15 protein-coding genes are annotated in these 17,970 nt (G+C 59.9%); 5 read left to right on the forward strand and 10 right to left on the reverse strand.

The genetic code is table 11. The features are described 5' to 3' along the window. Positions 1 to 11 precede the first annotated feature (11 nt). Positions 12 to 299 (reverse strand): XRE family transcriptional regulator, encoded by a 288-nt coding sequence (locus HB633_RS09285; RefSeq protein WP_213777814.1) that lies wholly within the window; start codon positions 297 to 299, stop codon positions 12 to 14. 274 nt (positions 300 to 573) lie between these two features. Between HB633_RS09285 and HB633_RS09290 the strand changes: the two genes are divergently transcribed. Next, positions 574 to 1,224 carry a YukJ family protein gene (locus HB633_RS09290; RefSeq protein ID WP_213777815.1) on the forward strand — a complete coding sequence of 217 codons (651 nt, stop codon included), beginning with the start codon at positions 574 to 576 and terminating at the stop codon, positions 1,222 to 1,224. Here the strand turns inward: HB633_RS09290 and HB633_RS09295 are convergent. After that, positions 1,221 to 1,562, reverse strand: coding sequence for a zinc ribbon domain-containing protein YjdM (locus HB633_RS09295; protein ID WP_213777816.1), 342 nt, complete (start codon positions 1,560 to 1,562; stop codon positions 1,221 to 1,223). The two genes, HB633_RS09290 and HB633_RS09295, sit on opposite strands and share 4 nt — an antisense overlap. 101 nt (positions 1,563 to 1,663) lie before the next feature. Beyond that, positions 1,664 to 2,836: an alpha-hydroxy acid oxidase gene (locus HB633_RS09300; RefSeq protein ID WP_213777817.1), complete on the reverse strand. Its 1,173-nt coding sequence runs from the start codon at positions 2,834 to 2,836 to the stop codon at positions 1,664 to 1,666. Between the two features lie 71 nt (positions 2,837 to 2,907). Between HB633_RS09300 and HB633_RS09305 the strand changes: the two genes are divergently transcribed. Then, positions 2,908 to 3,735: an IclR family transcriptional regulator gene (locus tag HB633_RS09305; RefSeq protein WP_213777818.1), complete on the forward strand. Its 828-nt coding sequence runs from the start codon at positions 2,908 to 2,910 to the stop codon at positions 3,733 to 3,735. Positions 3,736 to 3,744: 9 nt separating this feature from the next. On the opposite strand, the gene dapA is transcribed toward HB633_RS09305, so the two are convergent. The 5 genes from dapA to HB633_RS09330 all read right to left on the reverse strand — a co-directional run bounded on the left by dapA (position 3,745) and on the right by HB633_RS09330 (position 10,249). Continuing rightward, on the reverse strand, positions 3,745 to 4,650 hold the full coding sequence (gene dapA / locus HB633_RS09310; protein ID WP_213777819.1) for a 4-hydroxy-tetrahydrodipicolinate synthase: 906 nt from the start codon (positions 4,648 to 4,650) through the stop codon (positions 3,745 to 3,747). A 26-nt stretch (positions 4,651 to 4,676) separates the two neighbouring features. Next, positions 4,677 to 6,386, reverse strand: a complete 1,710-nt coding sequence (locus HB633_RS09315; protein WP_213778202.1) for an ABC transporter permease subunit — start codon at positions 6,384 to 6,386, stop codon at positions 4,677 to 4,679. 96 nt (positions 6,387 to 6,482) lie between these two features. Next, entirely contained in the window at positions 6,483 to 7,580 is a 1,098-nt protein-coding gene (locus tag HB633_RS09320) for an ABC transporter ATP-binding protein (protein ID WP_213777820.1), read from the reverse strand. Between the two features lie 43 nt (positions 7,581 to 7,623). Continuing rightward, positions 7,624 to 8,730: an ABC transporter substrate-binding protein gene (locus tag HB633_RS09325; RefSeq protein WP_213777821.1), complete on the reverse strand. Its 1,107-nt coding sequence runs from the start codon at positions 8,728 to 8,730 to the stop codon at positions 7,624 to 7,626. 91 nt (positions 8,731 to 8,821) lie between these two features. Further along, positions 8,822 to 10,249 carry an FAD-binding oxidoreductase gene (locus tag HB633_RS09330; protein ID WP_213777822.1) on the reverse strand — a complete coding sequence of 476 codons (1,428 nt, stop codon included), beginning with the start codon at positions 10,247 to 10,249 and terminating at the stop codon, positions 8,822 to 8,824. A gap of 703 nt (positions 10,250 to 10,952) precedes the next feature. Here HB633_RS09330 and rpoD point away from each other — a divergent pair. Next, positions 10,953 to 12,851 (forward strand): RNA polymerase sigma factor RpoD, encoded by a 1,899-nt coding sequence (gene rpoD, locus HB633_RS09335; protein ID WP_255580832.1) that lies wholly within the window; start codon positions 10,953 to 10,955, stop codon positions 12,849 to 12,851. Positions 12,852 to 13,015: 164 nt separating this feature from the next. On the opposite strand, the gene HB633_RS09340 is transcribed toward rpoD, so the two are convergent. Further along, the gene (locus HB633_RS09340) at positions 13,016 to 14,572 is read right to left on the reverse strand and encodes an acid phosphatase (protein ID WP_213777824.1); all 1,557 of its coding nucleotides are present in this window, start codon (positions 14,570 to 14,572) and stop codon (positions 13,016 to 13,018) included. A 211-nt stretch (positions 14,573 to 14,783) separates the two neighbouring features. Here HB633_RS09340 and HB633_RS09345 point away from each other — a divergent pair, with 211 nt between their 5' ends. Further along, entirely contained in the window at positions 14,784 to 16,052 is a 1,269-nt protein-coding gene (locus HB633_RS09345; protein WP_255580833.1) for a cytochrome c peroxidase, read from the forward strand. Here the strand turns inward: HB633_RS09345 and HB633_RS09350 are convergent, their stop codons facing one another. After that, a complete protein-coding gene (locus HB633_RS09350; protein WP_213777826.1) occupies positions 16,053 to 16,946 on the reverse strand; it encodes a LysR family transcriptional regulator in 894 nt (297 codons plus the stop codon). A 131-nt stretch (positions 16,947 to 17,077) separates the two neighbouring features. On the opposite strand from HB633_RS09350, the gene HB633_RS09355 reads away from it, so the two are divergent. Then, positions 17,078 to 17,929 (forward strand): oxidoreductase, encoded by an 852-nt coding sequence (locus tag HB633_RS09355; protein WP_213777827.1) that lies wholly within the window; start codon positions 17,078 to 17,080, stop codon positions 17,927 to 17,929. Positions 17,930 to 17,970 lie beyond the last annotated feature (41 nt).

Below are 17,970 nucleotides of genomic sequence, written 5' to 3' on the forward strand. Positions count from 1 at the left end.
TTAGGGCGGTTTCAGCGTTTTTCCTCCGGCGCCGATCCGCCGCTTAGCCACAAAACATCCACGTGCAGCAATTCCGACAAACGCCGGCAATCCGCATTACGCGGCAATGTAATTCCTGCCCGCCACAACGCAACATCGCCTTCTGTCACCCCAAGCGATTTAGCCACGCGCTGCGATGTCAGCCGCGAGCGCTTGATGGTCATGTCGAGCCTTGCAGCAAATGCGCGGCCTAGACGCGGTCCGCCGCTGTTCTCGCTGCTGTCGCTGACGTGATGGTCGGTAAGAGAGTGTGCGTTCATGAATGCGCAATGCCAGGGGCGGTTACGGTGTTCGAACGGCAACTCTAAGTGATCAAAGAGTCGTGTTAGTGACATTACATTCGCTTTAACGGCCGAAATGTTTTCGGGCGCACATAACAACGAAGATGCGGAAATGCCAAGGCGCTCCGAGCATATTTCCTTGACGGTTTGATGGCAGGCGCACATTTACGCTGGTTTTTGTTTCGGCGACCGCCAAAACCGGGAACCGGCTCGAACTTTGCTGCGAATCAAATTCCAGCCAGGGGAGGAACCCATGTCAGTCAACTACGGCGTGCTCAAAGGCACGGTAACCGGGCATCTCCGCAATGCAGACGATGACCATTACCAGATTCTCGTCCACGGCGGCACGACGGTTTATCGAATTGCATCGAATGTGAAATCGTCGGCGCCGCACGCGCCTTCGACCGTGCTGTTCGAAGAACTCGACACGCTACCCGATGCATTCGTCCAGGAATTGGGCGCGCTCACGCCCGGCTTCACGAAGTTGTCATCGACGCCCGGTGGTCTTGCAATCGACTATGTACGCGGCGGGATTGTTGATACCAAGGCAATGAAACCCGTTCCGCCCGACGCGCCCGGCGCGAACAATGACCTGAAAGACAAACTGGAAGCCGCGGTCGTGACCGCAATGGCCATGGAAGGGTCGATTGTCTACGCGTTCGGATCGCGCTGGGGACCCGAGCAAAACAAGCCGGATCAGTATTTCCATTTCGTTCCCGGCAACGGCGTTCACGATATTCACATGAACCAGGGCAACGGCGGCCAGTATGCGCGGGACAACGGCGCGTACCAGGACGGCGCGCTGATGATCGCGTATCCGGACAACACGTGGCGCGCGTTTTTCTTCGCATTCCAGTCGCAGACCTTCGATACCGATGCAAACGGCAACCCCGTGAAGTCTTAAGCCTTCTTCAGATAGCAAGCCTTGAGCATGAAGCTTCCGGCGTCCATCTTGCAATCGACTTCATGGTCACCGCCGACAAGCCGGATGCTTTTCACCTTCGTACCCACCTTCAGCGTGATCGATGAACCCTTGACCTTGAGGTCCTTGATCAACACGACGGAATCGCCGTTGGCGAGCACGTTGCCGTTCGCGTCCTTGACGACGGACGTTTCGTTTTCATCGGCGGAAGCGGTATCGGTCGCGGACCATTCGTGGCCGCAGTCGGCGCAAATGATGCGGTCGGCGTCGGCGTAAGTGTTTTCCATCGCGCAGAGCGGGCAGGGCGGAAGTGTAGACATAATTTCTCAAATAATCGTAACAGTCGAAGCGATGCAAACACGTTTCGGAATGCAAACAGGTCGCTTCGAAAGGCGGGATTATAGAGGGCTTGTACTGCGCTTCACGCCGTGCAACGTGGCGCGTGATTGACTACATCATTCGCATTGCCGATAAACGCCGGGCCAAGGTCCGCGAGTGTCTGGCATCCGAGCAAACACATCGCGATCAGCATTTCATCCATCATCAAATCGAGGACTCCGGCAGCGCCCGGCAAGCCGCTTGCTGCGACGCCATACAACGGCGCGCGCCCGAGCAGTACGCCGCGCGCGCCCAATGCGACCGCTTTCAATGCGTCGCTGCCGCGGCGCACACCGCCGTCGATCAACACGGTCATGCTGTCGCCAACGGCATCCACGATTCGCGGCAACACTTCCATGGGCGCGAACGTGCTCCCCAGTTGCCGGCCTCCATGGTTCGATACAACGATGCCATCCGCACTATGCTTCAACGCGAGCGTTGCATCGTCGGCGCTCATCAAGCCTTTCACGACGACGTTTCCGCTCCAGTGTTTGCGTACCCAGTCGAGGTCCGTCCATCCCAGGCTCAGATCCATCTGCCGGCTCAGCATGGCCGAATGACGCGATAAATCCGCGCGCTCGCCCACGCTCTTCGCAATGTTCTTCAATTGCGGCGAACCGAAGCGCGCCATTTGCATCGACCAGCGCGGATGCATTACGCAATCGGCGATGAGCTTCGGCGTCAGCTTCAACGGCAACCTGAATCCGTTGCGCGTGTCGTGATCGCGCTTGCCGTGCACAGGGACGTCGACGGTCAAGAGAAGCGTCGAAAAACCCGCGGCGCTCGCCCGCCGCATGATGTCTTCCGCAATGCCGCGATCCTGTTGCACGTAGAGCTGCATCCACAAGTCGCCTTGCGGCGCGGCGGCGCGCACGTCCTCGAGTAGCGACGTCGATGCAGTCGATAACGCGAACGGCAAACCCGCGCGGCTCGCCGCTTGAGCGAGAAGTTCATCGGCGCGCGGCCAGAAAAGACCGTTCAGGCCCGTTGGTCCGACGATCATCGGCGCGGCGGCTTCACGTCCGAAAAACTGCGTCGCCGTCGAGCAAATCGACACGTCTTTGAGCACGCGCGGCTTGAAAAGCCATTGTTTGTACGCGTCGATATTGCGCTTCAACGCGTCGCCGTCTTCCGCGCCGCCATCGAGATAATCAAACGCCAAACGCGACAAACGCCGGCGCGCAGCAAGCCGGTAATCGGCCACCGATGAAACCATTCAAGCTCCCCGATTCGATTGCACTACAATTGTGATAATCACAATCCGATACTTTCAAGAACCAAACAAGCATGGTCAAAAGCGCTGCCGGCAAGCCACAAGAGTCAGGCGAGAAAGGGGCTCAGCGCTCGTCGCTGTTTGTCGGATCAACCGAAAAAGCCTTCCAGGTCCTGCACGCGTTCGACGGTCCGAGCCGCCACATGACCCTCGTCGATATCGCCCGCGCTTCCGGCCTCGATCGCAGCGCCACGCAACGCCTCGTGCATACACTCGAAGTGCTTGGCTATCTGTATCGCGTGCCGGAAACGCGCAACTACGGCCTGACCACCAAGGTGCTGCAGTTCTCGTACAACTACGTGCGCGCAAACGAACTCATCGATAAAGCCTCGCCGTATCTTCTCGACATCAGCCGCCGGCTTGGCGAAACCACCAACCTTCAGGAGCTCGACGGCCACGAGATCGTGTTCGTCGCGCGCTTTCCAGGGCAGCATCTGGTCAACATCGACATCGTGGTTGGCGCGCGTTTGCCGGCCATGTTCACGGCATCGGGCATCGCGATCCTGTCGCGCCTTTCCGATGACCGCGTGCGCGAAATCCTTTCGCAAACGCGGCTCGATCCCATCACGCATTACACCGAAACCAATCCCGACAAACTGCTTGAACGCGTGCGCAAGGTCGCGCGGCGCGGCTACGCAGTGATCGAAAACGAAACCGTGCTCGGCGATATTTCCGTGGCTGCGCCGGTGACGGATCACGGCGGCATGGCGGTCGCTGCGATCAACATTTCCGTGCCCACGTCGCGCTGGTCAATCGAACGCGTTGAAGCAGAACTTGCGCAGCACGTGCAGGTCGCCGCGACTTCCATATCGAAGGCGCGGCTTTCCGGCTACAAGCGCTGAGCGTCCAAATCAACGCTTGCGTTCGAACAGATCGAGTTGCTTTTCCAGTTCGGCGCGCAGATTCGCCGACAACGCCGGGTCTGCCTGAACCAGCGGCGCGAGCATGTGGGGTGCGTGGACATCGATGAGATCCATCACGGACTTCATCGGGCCCGGATTCGTCTCGGCGAAGGCCATGTTCATCAACGGAATCAGCGAGCGATGCAGCGCGAGCGCGTCCTGCGTCTTGCCTTCGCGAGCCAGGTCGTAGATCTTTTTCCACGCGGTCGGCAACAACGTCGCCGTCACCACGATGCCACCGCGCGCACCAGCCGCCACGTGCAGCGGGAACAGCGTGTCCTCGCCGCTCAACACGGCGAACGATTCATCGACGCCCGCGACCGTGCGCAAGAAGTGCCACATGTCCGTGTTGCACGCCTTCATGCCAATGATCCGCTCGTGCTTCGACAACTCATGCAGGACTTCGGGCGCAATCGCAATGCGTGTGCGGTACGGGATTTCGTAGATGAGAATCGGCAACGGGGATTCATCGGCGTAACGCAGGAAGTAGTCGCGAATGCCGCCTTGCGTCGGGTTCGTGTAATAGGGCGTCAGCACGAGCAGACCATCGGCGCCCGCAGCGGCGAAATCCTTGCCGGCCTGCATCGCGTCGTGATAGCCGGGATCAAGCACGCCGGCGATTACCGGAATCTTTCCCGCTGCTTCCTTCGCCGTGATTTCGGCCATACGAATGCGTTCCGCGCGCGAAAGCGCGCCGTATTCACCGGTGCCGCCGAGAGGCACCACCCCATCCACGCCTTGCTTCAGCAGATAGCGCATCAGGGCGCGGGCGGCATCGGCGTTGATGGTGTCGTCGGGATTGACGGGGGTTGGAATGGCCGGAAAAACGCCACGCAGTTGTTGAGCTGAAAGCATGAGCAAGTCCTGTAAATCAAGGTTATTCAAGAAGCAAGGCTGCGTCGGCGCAAGCGGTCGGCGACCCAGATCAGCACCGCAATAAACACAAACAAACACGTCGATACCGCCGCGATGACCGGCGAAATCTGCATCGTGATTTCGTCCCAGAACTGCTTGGGCAGGGTCGTGCTCAAACCGCCCGACGAGAAGAGGGCGATGGTGAGTTCATCGAAGGACGTTGCGAACGCGAACAGGAACGACGACATCAAACCTGCGGCAAGGATCGGGAACGTGACGCGGCGCAATGTGGCCCACGGACGCGCGCCCATGCTTTGCGCGGCGAGGTCGAGGCGTGTGTCGTAGTTGCGCAGCACGGCCATCATGGTGATCACCACGTACGGCACGGCAACCACCGTATGCGCCAGCACGAGTCCATACGACGAACCAATCAGCCCGATCTTCGCGAAGAAATAAAACACGCCGACCGCGATGATCATGCGCGGCACGACGATCGGCGCGAGCACGAACGCGAGCATCGCGGCCTTGCCTTTCATGCCGCCGCGTACGAGCAGGAAAGCGGCGGGCGTGCCGATCAGCATCGAAAGAATGCCGGTGCCGATACCTACGAGCATCGAACGTGTGATGGCCTGCATCCACAACGGCGAATCCGTGATCTGCCGATACCACTGCAGCGAAAATCCGTGCGGCGGCCATGCAAGGCCGGAAGCTGAATCGAAGGAAAGCGGGATCATCAGGAACGCAGGCGCGCTCAGAAACACGAGCAGCAGGATCACGACCGCACGCAAGGTGAGGCTCGCACCCTCGGCTGCGCGTTTGCGCCGTTTCGGCAGCAGGCCGATGACGAGATCAGTGACGTTCCCTAGCGTCGTCAGGATGAAATCGCCGAGTTTGCGGCCGAATCCGCCGCCGTGTTTCGGGCCGCGTGCGGAGGAGCCGCCGGCCATTGTCGACAGTCCGACCAGGCGGTCATAGATGAGGAACACGATCAGCACGACCGCCAGCAGCAACACGGAAATCGCGCCCGCGAAACCCCAGTTCAACGCCTGCATGACCTGATCGATGATCAGTTGCGTGATCATTGTTTGATGACGTCCGCCGAGCAGCGTAGGCGTGATGAAGAAGCCGATTGCCGTGACGAAGACCATCAATGCGCCTGCCGCGACGCCCGGCAGGGACAACGGAAAATACACTTTCCAGAACACCGTGCCGGGACGCGCACCGAGCGTTGCCGCAGCGCTCGGCAAACGCCGGTCGATATTCTCCATCACCGACAACATGGTCAGCACCGCGAGCGGCATCAACGCGTGGACCATGCCGACAATCACGGCAGAGAAGTTGTAAAGCAGGTTCATCGGCCGGTCGATAATCCCCAACCCCATCAGAACCTGGTTGATCACGCCGTTGCGCCCGAGCAGCACGACCCATGCAAATGTGCGCACGAGAAAGCTGGTCCAGAAGGAAAGCAGGACCCAGAACAGAAGACGATTCTTGCGTTCCCGCGTCAACGATGAAATCAGATACGCGATCGGATACCCGGTCAGCACCGAAAAGAACGTGGTCCACAAGGAGACCTTCAGCGTGATGACCAACACATCCACATAAACCGACGAGGCAAACAGCCGCTTGTATTCCACGAGCGTGAACCCCGTGCCGTTATGCACGCTCAGGAGCAGCAACTGCCCGACGGGATAGACCAGCATCACGAGCAGAAGGATCACGATCGGCGCACTCATCGCGCCGGGACGCAACCAGGCGCGCCATCGCGCAGGACGGTGCGGGAGCATCTCGGGATGCGGTTGTTCGGCGACCAAGGCGGAGCGATTCATCATTTACCCCGCGATCGCAACAGCGTCCGCAGTCAGCCACGAAAGCCCGAGCGTCTGCCCGATTTCGTACTGGCTACCGAGCCGGTTGGTGGGAAACGCGGCGACGAGCGGTGGTGCGTCGGTGATATGCGACTGCAAGTAAAGCTTCGTCATGCTGCCGGTGACCATGATGTCAGTGAGCTTCGCCGACAACGTGCCGCCATTGATGAACCCGGCCGGTGGACCATCGTGGATCTGCAGGTTCTGCGGACGAAGCATCAGTTTCACGGGCTTGCCATCGCGGATCACGGTGTCGTACGCCATGGCGTTCACATTCGCGCCGCCCTGCACGCAGATCTGCACCTGATCGCCGGTGCGGCCGGTGACCACTGCATCGAGCAGATTCGATTCACCCAGGAAGTCCGCAACGAAGACGCTTTTCGGCCGGAAATACAAATCGGCCGGCGATCCAAGCTGCGCGATAGAACCCGCGTTCATCAGGCAGATGCGATCGGACATGGTCATCGCTTCTTCCTGATCGTGCGTGACGTACACAATCGTCGTCCCGAGATCACGATGAATCCGCTTGATCTCCAGTTGCATCTGGTCGCGCAGTTTCTTGTCGAGCGCGCCGAGCGGTTCGTCCATCAGGATGATCGACGGTCTGTAGACCATGCATCGCGCGAGCGCGATCCGCTGTTGCTGGCCACCCGACAATTCACGCGGATAACGTCCGGCCACATGCGGCAGATGCACCATTTCCAGCGCCTGCATGACCTTCTCGCGCGTGGCCTTTGCGTCGGTCTTGCGCATCTGCAGCGGGAACGCGACGTTCTCCGCGACCGTCATGTGCGGGAACAGCGCATAGTTCTGAAACACCATGCCGATGTCCCGTTCATATGGCGCGCCATACGTCACATCGACGCCATTGATGCGCACTTGTCCATCGTCCGGTTGCGACAATCCGGCGATAAGACTCAGCAACGTGGTCTTGCCCGAACCGCTCGGTCCGAGCAGGGTCAGGAATTCGCCCTGGGCGACATCGAGATCGATGGGAGCGAGCGCGACGAAGTCACCGTAGCGCTTGCACAGTCCCGTGATTTGAAGATTCGAGGCAGACATGTTGATGGCATCCCTTGCAGTAAAACGCGGTGACTTGAAAGACTTACGTCAGGATCCAGCTATTGAATTTTTCCAGCGCGACGCTTTGTTTTTCTTGCCAGAATTTCGCATCGATATGCAGGCCGTTCTTCATGTTTTCCGGGAACGTCGGGCAATTCTTCGCGATCTCCGGTTTGATGAAGTTGAATGCTTCGGGCTGCGTCACGCCTGCAGGGAAGTATTCGACGAGCGCGGCCTGACGCTTCGGATCGGATGCGAACTTGATGAACTCGCGGCATGCGGCGGCGTTCGGCGTGCCTTTGAGAATCGACCAGTTGTCGCAGCCCCAGATGTTCTGGTTCCACACAATCGCGACCGGCGCGCCATTTGCAATCGCCGATTGCGCGCGTGACACCCACGTGCTGATCATGTCGACTTCACCCGAACCGAGCATCTGTTCGACTTGCGAGCCCGTCGTCCACCACACGTCCACGTGCTTCGAAATCTTGTCGAGACTTGCAATGCCTTTATCGAAATTGACCGGATAGACCTGCGATGCCGGGACGCCCGCGCCCATCAGCGCTTCCTCGAAGGTATCGAACGGATATTTGCGCAAGCCGCGACGACCCGGAAAGTCGTTCACGTTCCACATATCGGCCCAGGACGTCGGCGCCTTGCGGCCTTTGAACGCATCCGTGCGATACGCAAGCACGGTCGTATAAACGTTCGTGCCGACGCCATATGGCGACATGTACTGCGCAGGAATCTTCGAGATCATCGGGTCGGCTTCGAGACCGTGCTTCTCCAGATATTCCTTGCCGCCGCCGGTGAGCAGGAGGATCGCCGGCTGGCTGATCTTCGCCATGTCCCAGGTATAGCTGCCGGTCTCGACCATGCTCTTGATCTGCGCGGTCGGTTCGGCGTTCGCCTGAACCCCGACTACTTCGATCCCGGTCTTTTCCGTGAACGGCTTGTAGAAAACGGCGCCGTACGCTTTCGTGTAGATGCCGCCATCGTCGCGAATCACGATGCGTTTGCTCGCCGCGCGCGACGGCGTCCAGACGAACGGGAACGCGACCGCCGCCGCACCGGCGGCAGCAGTCTTGATGACCGTGCGGCGGCCGGGATTTTGAATCGCTTGAATCTCATCGCGTGCGGGCTGCTTTTTCATGTCGGCTCCAAGGGTGTGGATGGAAACAGAAACGCTAGGGGTGCGAATGTCCGGGCTTCTTTTTGCGGCGGCCCGGATCAGGCAGGGACGTTCAAGGAATCAGACGTCCCGGATTGAAAAGATTCTGCGGATCGAGCGCGTTCTTCACGGCGCGCATCAGGCCCAGTTCCGCCAGTGACTTGTAGTGCGCCATTTCCGGCAATCCGGTTTGCCCGACGCCATGCTCCGCGCTGAACGTGCCGTGCAATTCGTGCGCGACATCGTTCACGCAGCGGCGCATGGCATTGGCCATCGCGGTGGGATCGGGGAGTTCGCGCCAGGCGTCGAAGGTAAAGAAGGGGATGAAATGCGCGTTGCCATCGCCAAGATGCGCGACCACCAGGATGTCGAGCGCGGGGACAATGGCGTGCACGGCGAGCGTCGCCCGTTCGATAAACGCAGGAACCGCCGATACCGGCACTGCGCAATCCGTCGTGAGACCCACGCCGCCTTTTTTGTTCGCCTCCGAGACGCTATGGCGAATCTCCCAGAGCGTCGCGCGTTGCGTCTCGTTGCTGGCGAGGATCGCGTCGTGAATCAGGCTTTGTTCGGTAGCAAGCTCGAGCGTTTGCTGAAGCAGGGCGGCCATTTCGTCGCCGCCGTTTGTATCGGCGAGTTCGACGAGCACGTGCCATTCATGCAATTCGCTGAGGGGATTGCGCCGCCCCGGCACATGCTCGATAACCAGTTCCAGTTGACGGCGGTTGATCATCTCGAAGGCGGAGAGGCGTGAACCGCACGCGGCCTGGAACATGCCGAGGATTTGCAACGCGGCGGCCGGATCGGTTGGCGCGAACCACGCGAGCGCGTGTTGTGTCGGCAGCGGATGCAGTTTCAGCGTGGCCGCCGTGATGATCCCGAGCGTGCCCTCCGTCCCGATGAACAAATGCTTCAGGTCGAGGCCGGTGTTGTCCTTGCGCAGCGCGTGCAGGCCGTTCCAGATGGTGCCATCGGCGAGAACGACTTCCAGGCCGAGCACGTTGTCGCGCGTGTTGCCGTAGCGCACGACGCCCGTGCCGCCTGCGTTCGTCGACAAATTTCCGCCGATCTGACACGAACCTTCCGCGCCGAGGCTTACCGCGTAGAGCCGGTTTTCGGCAGCGGCCGCGTCCTGCACGGTTTTGAGTACGCAGCCGGCTTCGACCTCCATGGAACCATTGGCGGCGTCGACGTGACGGATGCGCCGCATGCGCGCCAGATTGACGATGACGGGCGCCACGCCTTCATTGCGCGGAATCGCGCCGGCGCAGAGGCTGGTGTTGCCGCCTTGCGGCAGGACCGGCACCCCGTGCGCCGCGCAAAGCCGGACGACCGCCGCGACCTGCGCCGTGTTCGACGGCTGCACGACAGCCGCGGCGGGGCCTTTGTAGCGGCCGCGCCAGTCTTCGGTGAAGGGCGCGAGATCGGACTCGCCGGTCAAAACTGCATCGGCTCCGATTTCGCTTTTCAGCGCCGCAATCAACGTCGTGACGTCATTCATGTTCCAGTCCTCGGGAAGGGCACCGGCTGTCGCTCGAATCAGCTAAAGGGCCGCGTCTGAGAAGCAGGATATGAAGAAAAAAATCGCAATGAAATGCCTTTAATCGCAATGCGATTACATTAAGCGTTTTCGCGGATACTTAACGGCGACGCATCAAGGCGCTGCGGCACGGTGCCGCAGACAATTGACGGGAATTTTTCGGCCAAACCGAATCTAAGGACGGTAGTTTCACTTTTGCAAACAGCAAACAAACGGGGCGCGACCAGATGAATTCAAACTTGCCCAAGCCCGCTGCGGCCTTGATTCGGCCCGATTCGTCCGCAAATGAACTCGTATCCGATTAAATGTTGTTGTTTCGCTGCGTGAAGATGCTGGAAACGCCCGTTAATTAGCGCGTAACGCACCTGCAGCATTCAAGTTGCTATAGACTGTACGACCCGCGCGAATCCTGCGCTTGTTAGCGCTCCCCGCCTCCAACTGATTCAGCTTGCTCGAATCAACGCATTTGATGAGTTCAACCCGAGGTGACGATCCTGTCGGTCTTCACGGTATTGCGCGTGTCTGACCGCCTGTGCACCGGTTTGCTTTTCTCAGAGCAAGGCTATCGAGGAAATGTATGACAAGTTTTGATCCAACCGAATCTACCGCCGGAAACGGCGTTCCTGCCAAAAAATCGAAAGCCCGCCGTGGGTCCGCAGACAAGATGTCGCGTCCAATGGACGAAGGCACCGTCTCGCCCGAGCAGGCCGACGAACGTCAACGCCAGATGCGCGCGTTGATCCAGCTGGGAAAACAGCAAGGCTATCTGACGCACGCGGAGATCAACGACCACCTGCCCGGTAACTTTGCCCAGACGTCGGCTATCGAAACCATCGTCAGCACGTTCCGCGACATGGGCGTGGCCGTCTACGAAGAAGCGCCGGACTCCGAGACGCTGCTGCTGAACGATTCCACGCCGACCGCGGTGTCGGACGAGCAATCGGACGAAGAAGCGGAAGTCACGCTCGCGACCGTGGATTCGGAATTCGGCCGCACGACCGACCCGGTGCGCATGTATATGCGCGAAATGGGCAGCACGGAGTTGCTGACGCGTGCCGGCGAGATCGAGATTGCGAAGCGCATTGAAGACGGCCTTGGCGAAATGATCAAGGCGGCGTTCGCATGTCCGTCGACGGTTGTGACGCTTCTCACGACGGTGGACAAGGTCGTGGCGGGTGAACTGCGTATCGACGAACTCGTCGATGGTTTCAAGGACGTGAGCACGCTCGACGAAGCAGCCGTCGACGACTCGGACGCCGAAATCGATGAAGCCGAACTCGCGTCGGAAAGCGACGACGAAGAAGGCGAAACCGACGACGAACAAGCCACGCGTGCAAACGCCACGCGCCTGAAGCACTTGCTGCGCGATTGCCTGCCGATCTTCGTCAACGTGCGCGATCAATTCGACGCATTCCACGCGGCATACAGCGCGGACGATTCGCGTACGGGCGACTGGCCGACCGTGCAGGAACACATCCAGAACGAACTGGCTACCGTGCGTTTTACCGCGCGTACCATCGACCGGTTGTGCGCCGAAGTGCATGAGCAGGTCGAGCAGGTTCGCACCATCGAGCGTCGTATCCTGAAGATCGCCGTGGATCTCGCGGGCATGCCGCGCGAGAAGTTTGTCGAAGTGTTCCCGGGTCACGAGACCGATCTCGAGTGGACCATGCGTCACGCTGCGGCATCGAATTCGTATGGCAAGGCGCTCGAGCGCGCGCTGCCTGCCATTCAGGCCGAACAGCAAAAGCTGATCGAGATTGAAGCGCAATTGATGTTGCCGTTGTCGCAACTGAAGGCGCTGAACAAGCAGATGACTTCGGCCGAGCACAAGATGCGTCAGGCGAAGCGTGAGATGACGGAAGCGAACTTGCGTCTGGTGATCTCGATTGCGAAGAAGTACGTGAATCGCGGCATGCATTTCCTGGATCTGATCCAGGAAGGCAACATCGGCTTGATGAAGGCAGTGGACAAGTTCGAATATCGTCGCGGCTGGAAGTTTTCGACTTACGCCACGTGGTGGGTTCGCCAGGCCGTGACGCGTTCGCTCGCCGACCAGGGCCGGACCATTCGTGTGCCGGTGCACATGATCGAAACCATCAACAAGCTGAACCGTGTATCGCGTGAAATCCTGCAGCAGACCGGGCAGGAAGCGCATCCGTCGGTGCTGGCGGTTCGCCTCGACTTGTCGGAAGAGAAGGTCCGCAGCATTCTGAAAATTGCGCGTCAGCCGGTTTCGCTGGAAACGCCTTTGGGCGAAGACGGCGACACCACGCTCGGCGATATGGTGGAAGATTCGGCGACCGAGTCGCCGGCCGACGCCGCCATGCATGCGGACATGCGTCTCGCGATCAAGGATGCGCTCGATTCGCTGTCGCCGCGTGAGGCGAAGGTGCTGAGAATGCGTTTTGGTATCGATACGGTTTCCGACCATACGCTGGAAGAGGTCGGCAAGCAGTTCGACGTGACGCGTGAGCGGATTCGCCAGATCGAAAGCAAGGCAATGCGCAAGCTCGTGCATCCGAGCCGGTCGGAGAAGTTAAGGTCGTTCCTCGCGCACTAAGCTTGGCGTAGAAGCAGAAGCAGATGTCCGCAGTTGGCGGGTCCGGATTTCCGGGTCTCCAATTGCGGATTTTTTTTGGTCTCGCAAACGGCAATGAAAAGACGTCGAGAAAGCGCGATGGGCCCGTGAGCCACATCGCGCTTTATTCGCCAGGCTTGGTGTTATCAGAAGTCCAATGCCGCCGTCAGGTCACCCATTGGCTTGCCGCCGGCCGCAACCATCGCGGCATCGCGTGCCGTCAGGCCCGGCAACTTCGGCAACGAATAACGCGCGGTGATCAGACGCAGGATCGATGTCGTGTCGTATTGCGTGTGATCGACAAAACCCTTCTTCGCGAACGGCGAAATCACGAGCGCCGGAATGCGCGTACCCGGACCCCAGCGATCGCCCTTCGGCGGCGCCACGTGATCCCAGAAGCCGCCGTTTTCATCGTATGTCACGACCACGATCATGTTCTTCCACTGCGGGCTCGCCTGCAGATGCTGGATCACGTTCGCGATGTGTGCATCGCCCGAAGCCACGTCCGTGTAACCCGCGTGTTCGTTCAAGTTGCCTTGCGGCTTGTAGAACGCAACGGACGGCAGCGTGCCGGCATCGATTGCCTTGATGAACTCGGTGCCGTCCGTGCCGCCATCGAGCAAATGCTGCGAGCGATTGGTGGTGCCCGGCGCCAGGTCGGCAAAGTAGTTGAACGGCTGATGATGCGTCTGGAAGTTCGGCACCGAGTTCGTCGAGCCGCTGATCTTGGTTCGATCGGCCAGCGCCGCGCCCCACGACCCGCCATACCACGCCCACGATACGTTCGCCGTATTCAACAAATCGCCGATATGCGTCTGCGTTTGCGGCGGCAGCGTGGTCGCGACAGCGGGATCGGCGAGCGTTGCGTCTCCGCCCGTGGGCGGCGTGTTGCCGCTCGGCTGATACGGCGGCTGCATCGTATTGATGGCGAAGAAGTCAGGCGTCAGGTTGCCCGAGTTCACGAACTTCGGGATGCCGGTGACAGCCGATACCGGGGAAGCCGCCGTCACCTTCAGCGACACACCATCCGCATTCACCGATGAAATCGATCCCGCCGCCACACTCTTGTCCGCGTTCGGATAGACCGGCGTGCACGCGCAGACGAGCCATTGGTGGTTCAGGAACGAGCCGCCGAACGCGCCCATGAAGAAGTTGTCGGCAAGCGTGTATTGCTGGGCGATCTTGTAGAGCGGCAGTTTGTCGGCGTTGGTGTTGTAGTGGCCCATGACTAAGCCGCCCGAGTCGGCCCATGCGGCGAACTTGTCGTTCTTGCCGCCATTGATCTGCATCTGGTTTTCATAGAAACGGTGATACAGGTCACGCGTGGTCAGCGACAGGGGCGTGTTGAAACCGGCGGGGTCATCGATGGCAAACGGCGCATTCGGCAAGTTCGCAGTCATGGCTTGCGTGACCGCGGGCGTGACGCCGGTAGCGGTCAGGCCATTCCAGATGGGCGGCAATACCGGCAGCACGCTGCCGTCGCGGTCGAGCTGTTGCGCGCTCGCGGCTGTGACGCCTTGCAAGCCGTTTGCGCCCGGGAAGTTGCCATAGAGGTTGTCGAAGCTGCGGTTTTCCGCGTAGATCACGACAATGTTTTTAACCGATGTCAGGTCGGCTTTCTTGTCGTCATTGCCGCCGCATGCGTATAGGCCGAATGCGATCGACGCCGTGAGCGGCACGGCGAGGACGAGTTTCTTGTTCATCGATAGGTCTCTGTCGTTGGGGAACCGGCGGATGGTTGCAGGTTTGCCGGTGCCGCAGTGTCCCAACTGGATTTGACAGGAACATTTAATATTGCTTTCATTAAGTAAGACTATGTCAGGTTTAATCGGAAACAACGAAGGGAATTTGTCATGTCACGCATGTGACATATGAACGTCATACGCTTCGGCTTCTTCCTGAAGCCTTATGCACATGCCATCCATTGTTTCGTTGTCGCTGTCTCTTGCCGCGTTATGCATCTCCGCGTTTGTCTTGACCGGTTGCGATTCGCACGCCGCGTCTTCCACGCCGCAAGCCGGGTCTTACAGTGCAAGCGAAGCGAAATCTCGCGCGCAGGTTTTTGCGCAGGTGAAGCTGATGACGTCGGTGGGCGAGAAGATGTTCATGGACCCGTCGCTCTCCGGGTCGGGAAAACTCGCATGCGCGTCGTGCCATAGCCCGAGTCATGCGTTCGGGCCGCCGAATGGTTTGTCCGTGCAACTCGGCGGAAGCGATATGCACAGGCCGGGTTTTCGCGCGGTTCCGTCGCTGCGATATCTCCAGTCGGTGCCGCAATTCACGCAGCATTTCCACGACTCGGACGACGAAGGCGATGAAAGCGTCGACGCGGGCCCGACCGGCGGCCTGACGTGGGACGGACGCGTGGATCATGGCGCGGATCAGGCGCGCATACCGCTGACTTCATCGTTTGAAATGGGCAGCACGCAGGCGCAAGTCGTGGCGGCGGTCAAGGCCGCGCCGTACGCGGTAGAGTTCCGCGAGGCGTTCGGCGCCGGCGTATTCGATCGCGACGACAAAGCGTTCGATGCCATCCTGCGTTCCCTCGAAGCCTTCGAACAGACGCCGCAACAGTTCTATCCGTACACGAGCAAGTTCGATGCGTTTCTCGCGGGCAAGGGAAAGCTGAACGAAGCGGAACTGCGCGGCCTGGAGCTTTTCAACGATGAAAAGAAGGGCAATTGCGCCGCGTGCCATATCAGCCAGCGCGCCAAGGATGGATCGCCGCCGCAATTCAGCGACTTCGGTTTGATTGCCGTTGGCGTGCCGCGCAATCGCGCATTGCCTATCAACAAGGATCCGAAGTTCTTCGATCTCGGCGCGTGCGGCCCGGAGCGCAAGGACCTGAAGGGCGAGGCGGAATATTGCGGCATCTTCAGGACGCCGTCGCTGAGAAACGTGGCAACGCGCAAGGCGTTCTTTCACAACGGCATCTATCACTCGCTCGATGAAGTCGTGCGCTTCTACGTTCAACGCGACACCAACCCGGAGAAGTTCTATCCAGTCGTCCACGGCAAGGTGCAGAAGTTCGATGACTTGCCACGGCGCTACTGGTCGAACATCAATACGGAAGCGCCGTTCGATCGCAAGCCGGGCGATAAACCTGCGATGAACGAAGCCGAAATCAAGGACGTGGTTGCGTTCCTGAACACGCTGACTGATGGGTATCAGGCGACGAAGTGATCAAGCCGCGGGCTTCAACGCATCGATGAACGCCCTGAGCTTGGCCTGCGATTGCGTGCGAACGGGGAAATAGAGGTACAGGCCGTCGCTCGGCGGGGTGAACGGCAACAGCACTTGCTCCAGCTCGCCGCGTGCAAGTTCGCGGCTCACCTCGAAGTCGCCCATATAGGCCAGCCCCAAACCCATGCGCGCGAAATCGAGCAGCGTATTGCGGTCGTTGACGGTGATCTTGCTTTGAATGTCGACGATGACCTTGCGGCCATCGACCTGAAAATCCCATCTGTGGATTGCGCCCGAACCCCCGAAGCGATACTGAATCCCCTCGTGGCCGATCAGATCCTGCGGCGTTTGCGGCCGTCCCGCCCTGGCGAAGTACGCGGGGCTGCCGACTATCGACCACGTGATGTCGGGCGTCAGCCGAAGCGCGACCATGTCTTTCGCGAGCGCTTCCCCCAGCCGAATGCCGGCATCGAAACCGCTTTCCACCAGATCGACGGCGGCTTCATCAAGCGTGAGGTCGAGGTGGACATCGGGATGCGCCAGGCGGAAACGTTCGATCATCGGTTCGATCAACAACGTGCACGCCGAGCGCGTCATGGTCACGCGCAACGTGCCGGATGCGTTATCGCGAAAGCCGTTGAGCGCCTCGAACGCGCCATCGATATCTTCCACCGCCGGACGTAGACGCTTGTAGAGCGCGTCGCCCGCTTCGGTGAGCGCCACATGGCGCGTCGTGCGCTGGAACAGCGAGACGCCATGGCGCCGTTCCAGAACACGGATCGACTTGCTGACCGCAGTTGCCGAAACCTGCAGGCGCGCGCCCGCGAGGGTGAAACTTTTGTGCTCTGCAACGGCGAGGAACATCGCAACGCCGTCGAGCAGGTCCTTGTCCATGTTTCGATCCATTATGAACCTGTGGTTCAAAGCGAATGTACCTTGAACCCGTTTTTCCGGGGGTATCGAATGCGTACGATCTGCTTCATGGAAGCCGGTTCGCGGCTTCCATGCCAACAGGGAGCATGAGAATGACCGATCAAGCCAGCTTTAAACGCGTGTGGTTCATCACGGGCGCATCGCGTGGAATTGGCGCGGAAATCGCCGCCGCAGCGCTTTCCAATGGCGACGCCGTTGTGGCGACCGCGCGCAAATCGAAGGCCATCGCCGAAACGTTTGGCGAACAGGCGGCCCTCCTGCCGATCGACCTCGACGTCACCAGCGAAGCCGCCGCGCACGAAGCGGTGAAGCTCGCGGTGCAACGGTTCGGGCGCATCGATGTACTCGTCAACAACGCCGGCTACGGCTTGGCGGGCGCGGTGGAAGAGGCGAGCGCGGCAGAAGTCCGCAACATCTACGAGACGAACGTCCTGGGACTGCTCAACGTGACGCGCGCCGTCCTGCCGCAAATGCGCGGCCAGCGCGGCGGGCATGTGATCAATATTTCGTCGCTGGGCGGTTATCAGGTCGGCGCGGGTTTCGGCGTGTACGGGTCCACGAAGTTCGCGGTCGAAGGCTTGTCGGAATCGCTGCATGCCGAACTCGCGCCATTGGGAATTCACGTCACGGTCGTGGAGCCGGGGTATTTCCGTACTGAGTTCCTGGATTCATCGTCGGTGGTGGAATCGAAAACCGTGATCGACGATTACGCCGATACCGCCGGCCGGGTCCGCGCAACAGCGAAGGCATACAACGGCAAGCAGCCGGGCGATCCGAAACGCCTTGCGCGTGCAATGCTGACTCTGGTTCAAGCAGAAACGCCGCCGCTCAGGCTGCAAATGGGCACGGATGCCGTGGCTCGCATCCGTGAAAAGAATGCGTTCGTCGAGAGCGAGCTTCAGGCCTGGGAAAGTCTCGCGCGGTCGACGGATTTTCCCGCCTGACGAATGTTTGACGTGATCCGCCGAGAAAAGCGTGAATCTGG

It is taken from the genome of Caballeronia sp. dw_276 (assembly GCF_018449635.1).
In the GTDB taxonomy this organism is placed as follows: Bacteria; Pseudomonadota; Gammaproteobacteria; order Burkholderiales; family Burkholderiaceae; genus Caballeronia.

Coding starts and splice junctions, on each gene's coding strand:
- HB633_RS09290 (WP_213777815.1), top strand. CDS start 574: ATGTCAGTCAACTACGGCGTGCTCAAAGGCACGGTAACCGGGCATCTC.
- HB633_RS09330 (WP_213777822.1), bottom strand. CDS start 10,249: ATGAATGACGTCACGACGTTGATTGCGGCGCTGAAAAGCGAAATCGGA.
- HB633_RS09350 (WP_213777826.1), bottom strand. CDS start 16,946: ATGGACAAGGACCTGCTCGACGGCGTTGCGATGTTCCTCGCCGTTGCA.
- HB633_RS09355 (WP_213777827.1), top strand. CDS start 17,078: ATGACCGATCAAGCCAGCTTTAAACGCGTGTGGTTCATCACGGGCGCA.
- HB633_RS09325 (WP_213777821.1), bottom strand. CDS start 8,730: ATGAAAAAGCAGCCCGCACGCGATGAGATTCAAGCGATTCAAAATCCC.
- HB633_RS09320 (WP_213777820.1), bottom strand. CDS start 7,580: ATGTCTGCCTCGAATCTTCAAATCACGGGACTGTGCAAGCGCTACGGT.
- HB633_RS09305 (WP_213777818.1), top strand. CDS start 2,908: ATGGTCAAAAGCGCTGCCGGCAAGCCACAAGAGTCAGGCGAGAAAGGG.
- HB633_RS09285 (WP_213777814.1), bottom strand. CDS start 299: ATGAACGCACACTCTCTTACCGACCATCACGTCAGCGACAGCAGCGAG.
- HB633_RS09295 (WP_213777816.1), bottom strand. CDS start 1,562: ATGTCTACACTTCCGCCCTGCCCGCTCTGCGCGATGGAAAACACTTAC.
- HB633_RS09340 (WP_213777824.1), bottom strand. CDS start 14,572: ATGAACAAGAAACTCGTCCTCGCCGTGCCGCTCACGGCGTCGATCGCA.
- rpoD (WP_255580832.1), top strand. CDS start 10,953: ATGTCGCGTCCAATGGACGAAGGCACCGTCTCGCCCGAGCAGGCCGAC.
- HB633_RS09300 (WP_213777817.1), bottom strand. CDS start 2,836: ATGGTTTCATCGGTGGCCGATTACCGGCTTGCTGCGCGCCGGCGTTTG.
- dapA (WP_213777819.1), bottom strand. CDS start 4,650: ATGCTTTCAGCTCAACAACTGCGTGGCGTTTTTCCGGCCATTCCAACC.
- HB633_RS09315 (WP_213778202.1), bottom strand. CDS start 6,386: ATGAGTGCGCCGATCGTGATCCTTCTGCTCGTGATGCTGGTCTATCCC.
- HB633_RS09345 (WP_255580833.1), top strand. CDS start 14,784: ATGCCATCCATTGTTTCGTTGTCGCTGTCTCTTGCCGCGTTATGCATC.